This is a genomic window from Clostridium polyendosporum (assembly GCF_018332455.1).
GTDB lineage: Bacteria > Bacillota > Clostridia > Clostridiales > Clostridiaceae > Clostridium_AY > Clostridium_AY polyendosporum.
Genome location: NZ_BOPZ01000024.1, coordinates 44,764 through 57,698 on the forward strand (window position 1 = coordinate 44,764; position 12,935 = coordinate 57,698).

13 protein-coding genes are annotated in these 12,935 nt (G+C 32.4%); 12 read left to right on the forward strand and 1 reads right to left on the reverse strand.

Going from position 1 to position 12,935, the window contains the following annotated elements; genetic code table 11:
• Positions 1–69 precede the first annotated feature (69 nt).
• The 6 genes from CPJCM30710_RS13150 to CPJCM30710_RS13175 all read left to right on the forward strand — a co-directional run bounded on the left by CPJCM30710_RS13150 (position 70) and on the right by CPJCM30710_RS13175 (position 6,762).
• Positions 70–1,305 carry a C40 family peptidase gene (locus CPJCM30710_RS13150; RefSeq protein ID WP_212904632.1) on the forward strand — a complete coding sequence of 412 codons (1,236 nt, stop codon included), beginning with the start codon at positions 70–72 and terminating at the stop codon, positions 1,303–1,305.
• 216 nt (positions 1,306–1,521) lie between these two features.
• The gene (gene pdxS / locus CPJCM30710_RS13155; protein ID WP_281413988.1) at positions 1,522–2,397 is read left to right on the forward strand and encodes a pyridoxal 5'-phosphate synthase lyase subunit PdxS; all 876 of its coding nucleotides are present in this window, start codon (positions 1,522–1,524) and stop codon (positions 2,395–2,397) included.
• A 2-nt stretch (positions 2,398–2,399) separates the two neighbouring features.
• Positions 2,400–2,972 carry a pyridoxal 5'-phosphate synthase glutaminase subunit PdxT gene (gene pdxT / locus CPJCM30710_RS13160; protein ID WP_212904634.1) on the forward strand — a complete coding sequence of 191 codons (573 nt, stop codon included), beginning with the start codon at positions 2,400–2,402 and terminating at the stop codon, positions 2,970–2,972.
• A 364-nt stretch (positions 2,973–3,336) separates the two neighbouring features.
• Positions 3,337–4,245, forward strand: a complete 909-nt coding sequence (ptb, locus tag CPJCM30710_RS13165; RefSeq protein ID WP_212904635.1) for a phosphate butyryltransferase — start codon at positions 3,337–3,339, stop codon at positions 4,243–4,245.
• Positions 4,246–4,323: 78 nt separating this feature from the next.
• The gene (buk, locus tag CPJCM30710_RS13170; protein WP_212904636.1) at positions 4,324–5,394 is read left to right on the forward strand and encodes a butyrate kinase; all 1,071 of its coding nucleotides are present in this window, start codon (positions 4,324–4,326) and stop codon (positions 5,392–5,394) included.
• A 414-nt stretch (positions 5,395–5,808) separates the two neighbouring features.
• The gene (locus CPJCM30710_RS13175) at positions 5,809–6,762 is read left to right on the forward strand and encodes a hypothetical protein (RefSeq protein WP_212904637.1); all 954 of its coding nucleotides are present in this window, start codon (positions 5,809–5,811) and stop codon (positions 6,760–6,762) included.
• A 124-nt stretch (positions 6,763–6,886) separates the two neighbouring features.
• Here CPJCM30710_RS13175 and CPJCM30710_RS13180 read toward each other — a convergent pair whose 3' ends face one another.
• Positions 6,887–8,173 (reverse strand): DUF1343 domain-containing protein, encoded by a 1,287-nt coding sequence (locus CPJCM30710_RS13180; RefSeq protein ID WP_212904638.1) that lies wholly within the window; start codon positions 8,171–8,173, stop codon positions 6,887–6,889.
• A gap of 281 nt (positions 8,174–8,454) precedes the next feature.
• On the opposite strand from CPJCM30710_RS13180, the gene CPJCM30710_RS13185 reads away from it, so the two are divergent.
• From CPJCM30710_RS13185 to CPJCM30710_RS13210, 6 genes are all read left to right on the forward strand, one after another.
• Positions 8,455–9,120: a nucleotide-binding protein gene (locus tag CPJCM30710_RS13185; protein ID WP_212904639.1), complete on the forward strand. Its 666-nt coding sequence runs from the start codon at positions 8,455–8,457 to the stop codon at positions 9,118–9,120.
• A 47-nt stretch (positions 9,121–9,167) separates the two neighbouring features.
• Positions 9,168–9,377: a 4Fe-4S dicluster domain-containing protein gene (locus tag CPJCM30710_RS13190; RefSeq protein WP_212904640.1), complete on the forward strand. Its 210-nt coding sequence runs from the start codon at positions 9,168–9,170 to the stop codon at positions 9,375–9,377.
• 12 nt (positions 9,378–9,389) lie between these two features.
• Positions 9,390–10,469, forward strand: a complete 1,080-nt coding sequence (locus CPJCM30710_RS13195) for a 3-methyl-2-oxobutanoate dehydrogenase subunit VorB (RefSeq protein WP_212904641.1) — start codon at positions 9,390–9,392, stop codon at positions 10,467–10,469.
• The gene (locus CPJCM30710_RS13200) at positions 10,460–11,209 is read left to right on the forward strand and encodes a thiamine pyrophosphate-dependent enzyme (RefSeq protein ID WP_212904642.1); all 750 of its coding nucleotides are present in this window, start codon (positions 10,460–10,462) and stop codon (positions 11,207–11,209) included. Before CPJCM30710_RS13195 ends, CPJCM30710_RS13200 begins: the two co-directional genes overlap by 10 nt.
• Before the next feature lies 1 nt (position 11,210).
• Entirely contained in the window at positions 11,211–11,747 is a 537-nt protein-coding gene (locus CPJCM30710_RS13205; RefSeq protein WP_212904643.1) for a 2-oxoacid:acceptor oxidoreductase family protein, read from the forward strand.
• Between the two features lie 203 nt (positions 11,748–11,950).
• Positions 11,951–12,784 (forward strand): AIM24 family protein, encoded by an 834-nt coding sequence (locus CPJCM30710_RS13210; RefSeq protein WP_212904644.1) that lies wholly within the window; start codon positions 11,951–11,953, stop codon positions 12,782–12,784.
• Positions 12,785–12,935 lie beyond the last annotated feature (151 nt).

Sequence of the window (12,935 nt, forward strand, 5' to 3'; positions counted from 1 at the left end):
TTTATTTATACAATAAATTACAAATTATATAATTTATTAAAAAACAATATTTACGGGAGGACGGTAAAGGTGAATAAAAGGAAATTAACACAGCTGATAATAGTAGCTTCTACTATCATTGGCAGTATGATTGTTACAAGTAAAAACGTTCATGCACTGGAAGTAATGAAAGGACAAGTTGTTAATGTAAGTACTCATTTAAGAATAAGACAAGGTACAGGAATGAATACCCCGATTATTGGATACTTAAATAATGGACAAGTATTTAATATAAAAGATAAAAATGGAGATTGGTATAACATAGAGTGCAATGGCAAAGCTGGATATGTACATAAGGATTATGTACAACAAGTTGGAAATGACACTGTAAAAGTATCAACTAATAATAATAATCAACAAATAAAATTAACAAAAGGAAAAGTTATAAATGTAAGTACTAGTTTAAGAATAAGACAAGGTGCAGGAATTAATACTGCAGTTGTAGGATACTTAAATGATGGACAATCATTTGATATAAAAGGTATAAGTGAAGATTGGTATAAAATAAAATGTAATGATGGCACCACTGGATATATACACAAAGATTATGTGAAAGTAATTGATGAAGTATATATCTCACAAGAATCTTTAGAGCACATAGAACCACAACTGGCAATGGTTTATAATGTTAGTACCAATTTAAGACTTAGAAGTAATGCTAGTACAGATTCTAATAGCATGGTTGTAGCATACTTATTACCAGGTGAGACTTTCAAGATTATAGGTGTATTAGGAGATTGGTATAAAATAAACTATAATGGAAAAGTGGGCTATGTGAATAAAGTTTATGTAAAGAAAATTGATAATACAAATCCAGCAGATAACTCAAAAGGTTTTACAACTGTGTTGAATGCACTAAAAGCACAGATTGGTACTCCATATGTTTTTGGTGGTTCAGGAGAAATAATAACATCTTCTTTATTAAGTAGCTTAAAAGGAAGATTTCCGTATGCAACATATAATGTATCTGCACAATTTCTAAATAAGGGGTATAGAGCTTTTGATTGTTCAGGACTTATGCAATGGGGATTTAAACAAGCTGGTATTAGTCTTGGTAGAACAACTTGGGATCAAGTAAGTAATGGTATAGAGGTATCAAAAGGTAATGCTAAACCTGGGGATTTACTATTTTATGATGATCTTCAACATGTAGGAATGTATGTAGGAGATGGTAAGTGGATAGAATCACCAAACTCAAGATCTTATATTAGAATTACAGAGGTGCCTTGGAGCAAAATAGGTAGAGCAAGAAGAGTAATAAACTAAATACCTAGATTAAAAGAGTGTACCACTTATTCATTAAGTGGTCGCTTTTTTTACTCTATAGTAAAGTATAAAATCATCAAGTTATGGATAACCTATAACACAATCCACGGAGTGGACTTTTTCACATGGCGTAAAGTGTATCGATACATTTGAAATTTATTTTTTATGCTCTATAATTAATTTAAAAGTAACAAAAACAATAGATAATTGGGGGTAATTTATATGCCAAAATATGAATTAAACAAAAACTTAGCACAAATGCTTAAAGGCGGAGTAATTATGGACGTAGTAAACGCTGAGCAAGCAATCATTGCTGAAAAGGCAGGAGCTTGTGCAGTTATGGCACTTGAAAAAGTTCCAGCGGACATAAGAAAAGAAGGCGGAGTTGCAAGAATGTCTGATCCTAAGATGATAAAAGAAATTCAAGCAGCTGTATCTATTCCAGTAATGGCAAAGGTTAGAATAGGACATTTTGTTGAAGCAGAAATATTAGAAGCAATAGGTATTGATTTTATAGATGAAAGTGAAGTTTTAACACATGCAGATGATAAGTATCATATAGACAAGGCAAGCTTTAAAGTTCCATTTGTTTGTGGTGCAAGAAACTTAGGTGAAGCTTTAAGAAGAATTGGTGAAGGTGCAGCTATGATAAGAACTAAAGGAGAAGCAGGAACAGGAGACGTAGTTCAAGCTGTTAAACATATGAGATGCATAATGGATGATATGAGAAGAGTTAAAAATTCACCAAAGGATGAATTAATGACTTTAGCAAAAGAATTTGGTGCTCCTTATCATCTTATAGAATATGTTTGGGAAAATGGTAAGTTGCCAGTAGTTAACTTTGCAGCAGGTGGAGTAGCTACACCAGCAGATGCAGCTCTTATGATGAAACTTGGAGCAGAGGGAGTATTCGTAGGTTCAGGAATATTCAAATCAGGAGATCCAGAAAAGAGAGCAAGAGCTATAGTTATGGCAACAACATACTATAATGATCCAAAGATTCTAGCTGAAATATCAGAAGATCTTGGAGAACCAATGGTTGGTATAAACTGTAGTGAATTAACTACTAAGTTTGAAGAAAGAGGCTGGTAAAAGTGAGAATAGGTGTACTAGCGCTTCAAGGCGGAGTAATAGAACATATAAATCACCTAAAAGCCCTTAATTGTGAAGCAGTTGAAATAAGAAAAGTTGAAGAATTAGATAATTTAGATGGACTTATTCTTCCAGGTGGAGAAAGTACAACTATTGGTAAATTACTAATAAAGACAGGTATCTTTGATAAGCTTAGAGAAAAGATATCAGATGGTTTTCCAGTTTGGGGAACTTGTGCTGGAATGATATTACTTGCAAAAAGTATTGAAAATGATGAAGCTAGACATTTACAAACAATGGATATAACAGTTAAAAGAAATGCTTACGGTAGTCAAATTGATAGTTTCATAACTGAAGAAATAATAGAAGAGATTTGTGCTGATCCAATTCCCTTAGTATTTATAAGAGCACCTTATATAAAAAATGTGGAATCTAATGTACAAATACTATGCAAGGTAAATGATAAAATTGTAGCAGCAAAACAAGAGAATATGTTAGCAACATCATTTCACCCTGAGCTAACTGATAATTTAGAATTACATAGATACTTTGTAAATATGTGTATAAAAAAATAATCGCATAATATAAAAAAGGATTGTAGCAATTAGCTGCAATCTTTTTTTCTTAAGTTTTTAGAAAAATTTGGAAAATTAACTTTTTTTTGTTAGAATATTAATTGTAGTGAAATGTGAGATATAAAGTTAACTTTAACTTGGTAGATGGAATTCTATTATCCCCTAAGATGGAGGATGAATAGACCTTGGCATTAGTGTAAAAAGTTTTGTTATTAAATTAACAAATAAATAAACTACTAAAAATATATTATAAAGTATTTCTCCTGTAAAATTGAATAATACGATGTTGTTATTAACACAAGCAAGTGTCAAAAATTATAAAAGAAGATTAATAGTAAATATAATAAATAAGAGGTGTGGAGTAATGAGTAAGAATTTTGATGAATTATTTTCCAGACTAAGAGAAGTTACCAAGAAAAAGGTTTCAGTTGCAGTTGCTCAAGATGAACAAGTATTAGAGGCAATAAAAGTCGCAAAAGATAGAGGGATTATTGATGCGATACTTGTTGGTGATAAAGAACAAATAAAGGTTTTAGCTGATAAGATAGGTATGGACTTAACTCAATTTGAAATAGTACATGAATTGGATGTGAGAAAAGCGGCTCTTTTTTCAGTAGAACTCGCTTCTACTGGTAAAGCTGATATGGTTATGAAGGGGTTAGTGGATACGGCTACATTTTTAAGATGTGTACTTAATAAAGAAGTGGGATTAAGGAAAGGAAAACTTATGTCACATGTTGCAGTTTTTGAAATAGAAAATTTTGACAGACTATTATTCTTAACGGATGCTGCATTTAACACATATCCAGATTTAAAGGCAAAAGTTGATATATTAAATAATGCAGTTAAAGTTGCACATGCTTGTGGTTTAGAAAAACCAAAGGTTGCTTCAATTTGTGCTGTTGAAGTTGTTAATCAAGATATGCCTGCAACAATAGATGCTTCACTTCTTGCTAAAATGAATGACAGGGGACAAATAAAAGGTTGCATAGTTGATGGACCATTAGCATTAGATAATGCCCTTTCGGAAGAAGCTGCACGTCACAAGAATATAGCAGGACCTGTAGCAGGAAAGGCAGATATATTTTTACTTCCTAATATAGAATCAGCTAACGTTATGTATAAGTGTTTAACTTATGCATCAAGATCAAAAAATGGAGGTCTTTTAGTTGGAACATCGGCACCTGTTATATTAACTTCTAGGGCAGATAATTTTGAAACTAAGATTAATTCAATCGCATTAGCTGCTTTAGTAGCAGATGTAACAGAATAGGCCAATATAATTAAACTGAATGTGGTAAGGTGTTTTGTAAACGTAAAGGTCAAGAAATATTTTTGGGGGGAAAGAAAAATGACCTATAAATTATTAATAATAAATCCTGGTTCAACATCAACAAAGATTGGCGTTTATGAAGATGAAACTCAAGTTTTAGAGACAACTCTTAAACATTCAGCAGAAGAAATAGAAAAGTACGAAACCATATATGACCAACTCGGATTTAGAAAAAATCTAATCTTAAATGTGCTAAAAGAAAAAAAAATTAATCTAAATACTTTAGATGCTATCGTTGGTAGAGGTGGAATGCTTAAGCCAATGGTTGGTGGAACCTATGTAGTTAATGAAGTGATGATTGAGGATTTAACAGTGGCAGCTCAAGGACAACATGCTTCAAACCTTGGAGGAATAATAGCTGAAGAAATTGCAAAAAAAATTGGAGTTCCAGCATTTATTGTGGATCCTGTGGTAGTTGATGAACTTGAAGATGTAGCAAGATTATCAGGAGTTCCAGAACTTCCAAGAAAGAGTACATTCCATGCACTAAATCAAAAAGCTGTAGCTAAAAGATATGCTAAAGAATACGATAAAGAATATAAAGATGTAAATCTTGTTGTTGTTCACATGGGTGGCGGAGTTTCAGTTGGAGCTCATAAAAAAGGGCAAGTGGTGGATGTAAATAATGCATTAGATGGAGATGGTCCTTTCTCACCTGAAAGAGCTGGAGGAGTTCCTGTAGGTGACTTAATAAGAATATGCTTTAGTGGAAAGTATAGTCAAGAAGAAATCTATAATAAGATAGTTGGTAAGGGTGGGTTTGTAGCATATCTTAATACAAATGATACAAGAGATGTGTTAAGACTTGCTTCAGAAGGCAATAAAGAAGCTAAACTTGTATTTGATGCTTTCATTTATCAGGTTTCAAAGGCTATTGGAGAATTTTCAGTAGTCTTGGAAGGAAAAATCGATGCAATAATTTTAACTGGTGGAATAGCTTACGGAAACACTATTACAGAATCTATAGAAAAGAAGGTTAGCTGGATAGCGCCAGTAATTGTTTATCCAGGGGAAGATGAATTATTAGCACTTGCACAGGGAGCGATAAGGGTATTAAGTGGTGAAGAGCAACCTAAGGAATATAAATAACATAAATATGCAAGAATATAATTAGTGCCTGCCTTCAAGAATAAGAACAAGGTATTTTCTGGTTTGCTGTCATTTCACAAAGTGAATAGGTTTGATACCTATTCATTTTTGTTTGCTGCCATTTTTTATAAAACAAAATCTGACTAAAGTTTAATAGGCCAATACCTATTAATTTTTATTATGTAATTTAGAAAAGGGTGGAGTTGACTACATTTCTGCTAATTTCACTAAATACAATGTAAGAATTTTTGATAAATATTATTAATAAATAGTTTAACCTTTTTATTTTTTATAATATAATAGTACCATAGTTAAACTTTTAATAAAGTGTTACGTTTTCAATGGCGATAATTAAAATGTGTCAATAATATGTTAAATTTATTACTATATTATTAAAAAGAATGGAGGGGCATTATGAAAGAAGTAACTACTAAATATGGCGTGTTAAAAGGAATATATTTTATAGATCAATATCCAGATGGAGAAATTAGAGATTGTACCTTAAATGAACTAAATGAATTAAAAACACTCTATGGTAATTTGATACCTCAATTTACGGATGATAGTGAAAGACGTAAACGTAGCGTATCACTTTCTTTTTATAGTAATGGTAACTTAAAAAGTATATCTTTGCAAAACCAAATTGAATTACATACCTCGATAGGAACTTTGCCAGCAGAATTTATTTCCTTTTATGAAGATGGCAGCATTAAACGAATACTCCCTTTAAATGGTAACTTAAGTGGTTATTGGACTGAAGAAGATGAATATAATTTAGCAAAAGATTTTGAATTAAACTTTTCTTTTGGCAAGTTTACTAAAAAGATAATAGGAATTCAATTTTATGAAAATGGCGAACCTAAAAATATTACATTATGGCCTCAAGAAAGAGTTATACTACAGTCGCCAATAGGTACAGCAGTAGGTCGTATAGGTATATCACTTTATCCTGATGGTAAACTTAAATCTTTTGAACCGTATAAACCAATATCCGTAGATACTTCTATTGGTAAAGTAATAGCATATGATATTAATGCAATTGGCGTTAACGGTGATATTAATTCTTTAAAATTTTATAATGATGGAGAAGTAAAAGCTTTAGTTACTTCAAATAATAAAATTGAGGTTACAGATAAGAATAACAATAAAAGAGTATATAAACCAGATTTAAAGCCAAGTTTACTTGATGAAGAGAGTATGGATATTATTCCTTTAACTATAGAATTTTATCAAAACAAAGTTAGGTTTAATAACAGTACTGAACATGAATATGATATTGACCAGTGTAAGTTTTCTATAGAAACGCTGCCGTTACAAATCGGGGGTGCATGCTCAGGGTGTTCCACTTGTTCAGGGTGTGGTATTTAAACTTAAATTATCTGCTACAATTTGACGAGGTGAAGTCTGGCTGAAGCTAGCTACACAACTTCACAACTGAATTATCTAAGGATTGAAGTTGTGTAGCCTTAATAGGTTCGATGCCTATTAAATTTTATTTATAAATCAAATAACGATATCTTTCTTTTTTAAATGCTTCTAATTCTGAAGAATAACTTTCTATAATTTCCTCAGGATTTTCCATTTTATTCAATGCTTGCCCTATCATATCTGTTCCCATAATTTTATCAAACATAACTATAGATTCATCACTTGTAGGAACTTTAAAGTCGGTGAGTTTTTTAATATAACTTAATATATAAATTCCAGTTTTATATGGATTGAAAGAACTATAATCAGTTATGATTAATCTCACACCATCACGATAGTTTCTCTCTTCCCTTTGAAATTTAACTCCATCTAGTTTTGAAATATTTAAAAGATTAGTGAGAGTTTCTCCATCTACATTTTTTCCTCCAACCCACTTGAAATTATCATCCATAGAAGCTTCAGTTATACCCTCTCCAAGCCCGGTGGCACTATAAAGGAAACAGCTTTCTATATCAGGGATTTTTGGAGAGGTTTGAATCCAATTAAGTCCTGTATCTTGCCACAACATATCTCGTCTATAACCCTCCATAGGTACAATCTCTAGAGTACAGTTTATTTTTCTATTGAAAAATTTAGCCATTTCACCAATAGTCATACCATGTATTGTTGGGATGTTATCTATTCCAACGAAAGATTTAAATTTATCCTCAAGCATAGGACCTTCTATTAAAAGTCCTCCTAAAGGATTAGGTCTATCAAGTACAATAAGTTTCTTGTTATTTTCCTCAGCTGATATAAGACAGTAATTAAGAGTTGAAATATAGGTATAAAACCTTACCCCTACATCTTGAATATCAAAGATTAGCACATCAATATTCTTAAGCATATCTGGAGTTGGCTTTCTTGTTTTATTATATAAACTATATACTGGTATATCGTATTTTGGATGAATATAAGATTTTACATATTCTCCTGCAGGTGTTTTTCCGTATAATCCATGTTCTGGAGTATAAATAGCAGTAACTATTGAGTTAGGGTAACTTCTTAGAGTATCTATAATATGTTCTCCATTACTATTAACGCCAGTTTGATTTGTTACAATTCCAAGTTTTTTCCCTTCTATAAGTTTTGAATATTTAGCTAGAATTAAGTCATCTCCAAGTTTAAGCGGTAGACTATCTTGTTTGTCGGTTATTGTAGTAGCATCTTCCGCAATAGTTTCTTCTTGTACAGTGCTAGGTGTTACAGATAAACTGATATATCTATTGTATAAATTAATTGTATATCCTGTTAAAAAAGCTATTATCATGATAAGAAGTAGAATAATAACATACAAATATTTCTTTTTCATATTACCTCCTTATTTAAGTTATAAGAGAATAACTTATAGTAACTCAATATCTATAATGTATTAACAAAAAAGTAACTACTAGTGTATTTCAATGATAATATATAAAGAATATGTACTGTTTAATACAAAAAAGTGATTAAATTAAGGGAAAAAATGCTTATTTTTAATGTCGAAAGGTGGAGTAAAGCAGTTCCAATAACAATATTTGGATACTATAATTATACTAGGTAGATATTATAGTTATCCATAATACTTTGCAAATACTTAAGGAAGGAGGAAAAATGAGCAGAATTAGTATTTTTGTGGGTCACTTCGGTAGTGGTAAAACAGAGGTTGCAATAAATTATGCCTTAAAGTTAAAAGAACAGAAAAAAAAGACTGCTTTGATAGATCTCGATATTGTAAATCCATATTTTTGTTCCAGGCAACTTAAGTCTTTTCTCGAAGACAAGGGAATAAGAGTTATTTGTTCACCACCAGATTTACTGAATGGAGAGTTAATGGTAGTTCCACCTGGGGTTATTTCAGCTTTTAATGATAAGTCCTCTGAGATTGTTTTTGATATAGGTGGGGATGGTTTAGGAGCCATAGCATTAGGACAATATAATAAATATTTCAGAGAAGAAGTATATAATATGTACTTTGTTGTAAATAACAATAGGCCTCTCACTGCTGGAGTAGAGGATACTAAGGAGTATATACAAACTATAGAACAATCATCTAGGCTTAAGGTTACAGATATAATTTCAAATACTAACCTTTCTTATGAAACCACGGAAGAAGATATTTTAGTGGGGGACAGAGAGATCTTAAAGCTTTCACAAATCTTAAAAATTCCATACACTTATTTAACTTGTAGAAAAGATTTAATATCTGCAATAGAAGGAAAAGTAGGAGCAGAAGTTTTTCCTATTGATATTTATATGAAGCCACCTTGGATAGGGTAATGTTAGTTAATAGGTTTATTACTCAGATTTATAAGGGAGGATTAATGATGCCTAAAGTAACTTTTAGGGAAGAAAGATGTAAGGGCTGTGGTCAATGTATTATTGCTTGTCCTAAAAAAGTAATAACTTTTTCCGATAAGCTAAATGAAAGAGGTTATTATCCAGCAACTATTGAAGAGGATAAGAAAACTCAATGTATAGGGTGCGCATGCTGTGGGAAAATGTGTCCTGACCTTGTCATAACTGTAGAAAAATAAAGGAGGATAGTTATGGGTAAGAAGGTTTTGATAAAAGGTAATGAAGCTATAGCAGAAGCAGCCATAAGAGCTGATTGTCAATGTTTTTTTGGATATCCCATAACTCCACAAACTGAAGTAGTTGCATATATGGCAAAAAAAATGCCTAAGATTGGAAGGGTTTTTCTTCAGGCAGAAAGCGAAATCGCTGCTATAAACATGGTGTATGGTGCTGCAGGAACAGGAGTAAGGTGTATGACCTCATCCTCCGGTCCAGGAATAAGCTTAAAGAGCGAAGGAATCTCATTTATAGCAGGAGCTGAGTTGCCTTGTGTAATAGTAAACGTTGTTAGAGCGGGACCTGGACTTGGAGGTATTCAGCCTGCACAGTCAGATTATTTTCAAGCTACTAGGGGTGGAGGTCATGGTGATTACTATATGCCAGTATATGTGCCTAACTCAATTCAAGAAATAGTAGATATAACGCAAGATGCTTTTGATGTGGCAGATTTATATAGAACACCTGTGATGGTAATGGTAGATGGTATGATTGGTCAGATGATGGAACCAGTAGAATTCAAGGAAAGGACTTCTAAGCAGCTACCAGTAAAGAACTGGGCTGCTAATGGTTTAGGAAAAAGAAAGGCTCATAATATAATAAACTCATTATATCTCGATCCAGAAATTCTTGAAAAACACAACCTTAATCTTCAAATTAAGTATGAAGAAATTAAAAAAAATGAGACAAGATATGAACTTTATAATTGTAGTGAACGCTGTGATTTAATATTAGTAGCTTATGGTACAGTCTCGAGGATATGTAATAATGTAATAAAAATGGCGAAAATCCATGGGGTAAATATAGGTCTAATAAGACCTATAACTGTATGGCCATTTCCTAAAGAAGCTTTTGAGAAGACTATAAATTTGACAGATAAGGGGTATTTGGCTGTAGAAATGAGTTTAGGTCAGATGGTTGAGGATATAAGGCTTAGTGTTAGTGGAAGAAAGGAAGTATATTTTTATGGAAGAGTAGGTGGGATGGTTCCTACACCAAATGAAATACTGCTAAATATTAAAAGCTTCTTGGGAGGTGAAAAACAATGTCAATAGTATTCAAACCAACTAAGGCATTAATAGATGTTCCTACCCACTATTGTCCAGGTTGTACTCATGGTATAATTCACAGACTTATAGGAGAATGCATAGAGGAGCTAGGAGTTTTAGAGAAAACAATAGGTGTAGCTCCAGTAGGATGTTCAGTATTAGCTTATAATTACTTTGCTTGTGATATGTTCGAGGCTGCTCATGGTAGAGCACCAGCGGTAGCAACAGGTATAAAGAGAGCAAATCCGGATAAAGTTGTTTTCACTTATCAAGGAGATGGGGATCTTGCAGCTATAGGAACTGGTGAAATTGTCCATGTTGCAGCAAGAGGAGAAAATATAGTTTCTATTTTTGTGAATAATTGTATATATGGTATGACTGGTGGGCAGATGGCTCCAACCACACTGCCAGGGCAGGTAACAGAAACATCACCTTATGGGAGAGATGTGAGAACTCAAGGATACCCAATAAGAGTAGCAGAAATGATTGCTACTATAGATGGAGCATATTATGTTGACAGAGTTTCTGTAGATAATGTAGCTAATGTTATTAAGGCAAAAAATGCAATAAAGAAGGCATTTAAGAACTCTATAGATGGTAAAGGTTTTTCTATGGTAGAGGTACTTTCCATATGTCCAACTAATTGGGGACTTTCAGTAGTTGAAGCACTACAGTGGCTTAGAGATAATATGATACCATACTATCCTCTTGGTGTTAAAAAGGATAATGATCGAGAGGTGAAATAGTATGTTATCGCAGGAAATAATCTTTGCGGGTTTTGGAGGACAAGGAATACTTTCAGCAGGAAAGTATTTAGTTTATGCAGGTATGAATGCAGGGCTTAACGTTTCTTGGCTACCTTCCTATGGACCAGAAATGAGAGGAGGAACAGCCAATTGCTCAGTTGTACTAAGTGATGGTGATATAGGGTCACCTATAGTTATTTCACCAGACACCTTAGTAGTTATGAATAGACCTTCTTTAGATAAATTTGAAAAAAACTTAAAATCAAAGGGATTACTGATTTTAGATTTAGATATAGTTAACAGAGAACCAATAAGAAAGGATATAGGAGTTATACCTATTCCAGCTCAGGCTTTTGCTAAACAACTAGGTGATAAGAGAATTGCTAATATGATTTTATTAGGCGCATTAATTTTTAAAACTAAGATTGTTTCTATGGAAATTCTTTTAAACACGCTAAGAGAACACGGAAAAGAGGAGTTCTATGAGTTAAATAGAGCGGCTCTTGAAATAGGATCAGCTTTTGCGAAAAAGTTATAAGCAGAGTAGATATATAGTTTAAATAATCCACTTATAATAATGATTAAATGTAACTCAGCTAGAGAAAATAATTTTGAGGATGTTTTTTTGTTTAGTGAGGCATAAGACGAAATGGCTGAGTTACATTTTTGTGTATATTATTTGATAAATATGGTATTATAGATTTACAAAATAATTACATATTTTTCTAAAGGGGTGAGCTTATGAGAACCTCTCTAAATATAACAAATAAACTTACTAAGCTTTCAGAAATGAGAGGAGAATCAATATTTCAGGTATTAGAATTTGATGAACTTAATGGTGGAACGGATGTAGAAACTTCAATAAAACTTAAATTTATGAGGGATTCTGGGATAAAGTTAAAACAGGTAAGGATAATTCTAGAAGACAGTGCTGTTAAACTTGAATCAGGTGTATTAAGTTATCTTAAAGGTAATATAGAACTTAATAATAAGTTTGGAGGAGTTATAGGCCTTGGAAAAAAACTTTTGACAAGTAAAGTTACTGGAGAAACTGCATTTAAGCCAAGGTATGAAGGAATAGGAGAGATTTTTCTTGAGCCATCCTTTGGGCATTTTGGTCTTATAGAGCTTGAGGATGAAGAAATTATTGTTGACGATGGCTTGTTTTATGCATGTGAAGATACAGTGGAAGTAGGGGCAGCCATGCAGAAAAGCATATCCTCTATGATGATGGGAAATGAAGGAATATTTCAAACTAAACTGTCTGGTAGTGGTGTAATTGTTTTAGAATTACCAGTTCCAGAAACAGAGATATTTAAGTGTAAACTTATAAATGATACTTTAAAGGTAGATGGTAACTTTACCATTTTGAGAACAGCTGGTATAGGTTTTACAGTTGAAAAGTCTGCAAAGTCTTTAATTGGATCAGCTACTAGTGGTGAAGGTTTTTTAAATGTATATAAAGGTACTGGAGAAGTATGGCTTGTACCAACTAATAGTGTATATAGAAAATTATCAGGAATAGGATTAAAATCAATGACAAATCCAGAAGGAACCTCAAATGCAGAAGTGTAAGCGAGGATAATAAAATGGGTGGTATTAATTACCACCCATTTTCAGTTTGCTGAAAAACCCCCTGTTTAAAAAACAGAGGGGTTTTCTAGCAAACTTGTGGATAAATTTTAAAAGAGAGCTTTTCTATTAATTTGAATAAAATTTTATATAA

Coding starts and splice junctions, on each gene's coding strand:
- ptb (WP_212904635.1), top strand. CDS start 3,337: ATGAGTAAGAATTTTGATGAATTATTTTCCAGACTAAGAGAAGTTACC.
- buk (WP_212904636.1), top strand. CDS start 4,324: ATGACCTATAAATTATTAATAATAAATCCTGGTTCAACATCAACAAAG.
- CPJCM30710_RS13175 (WP_212904637.1), top strand. CDS start 5,809: ATGAAAGAAGTAACTACTAAATATGGCGTGTTAAAAGGAATATATTTT.
- CPJCM30710_RS13180 (WP_212904638.1), bottom strand. CDS start 8,173: ATGAAAAAGAAATATTTGTATGTTATTATTCTACTTCTTATCATGATA.
- CPJCM30710_RS13185 (WP_212904639.1), top strand. CDS start 8,455: ATGAGCAGAATTAGTATTTTTGTGGGTCACTTCGGTAGTGGTAAAACA.
- CPJCM30710_RS13190 (WP_212904640.1), top strand. CDS start 9,168: ATGCCTAAAGTAACTTTTAGGGAAGAAAGATGTAAGGGCTGTGGTCAA.
- CPJCM30710_RS13195 (WP_212904641.1), top strand. CDS start 9,390: ATGGGTAAGAAGGTTTTGATAAAAGGTAATGAAGCTATAGCAGAAGCA.
- CPJCM30710_RS13200 (WP_212904642.1), top strand. CDS start 10,460: ATGTCAATAGTATTCAAACCAACTAAGGCATTAATAGATGTTCCTACC.
- CPJCM30710_RS13205 (WP_212904643.1), top strand. CDS start 11,211: ATGTTATCGCAGGAAATAATCTTTGCGGGTTTTGGAGGACAAGGAATA.
- CPJCM30710_RS13210 (WP_212904644.1), top strand. CDS start 11,951: ATGAGAACCTCTCTAAATATAACAAATAAACTTACTAAGCTTTCAGAA.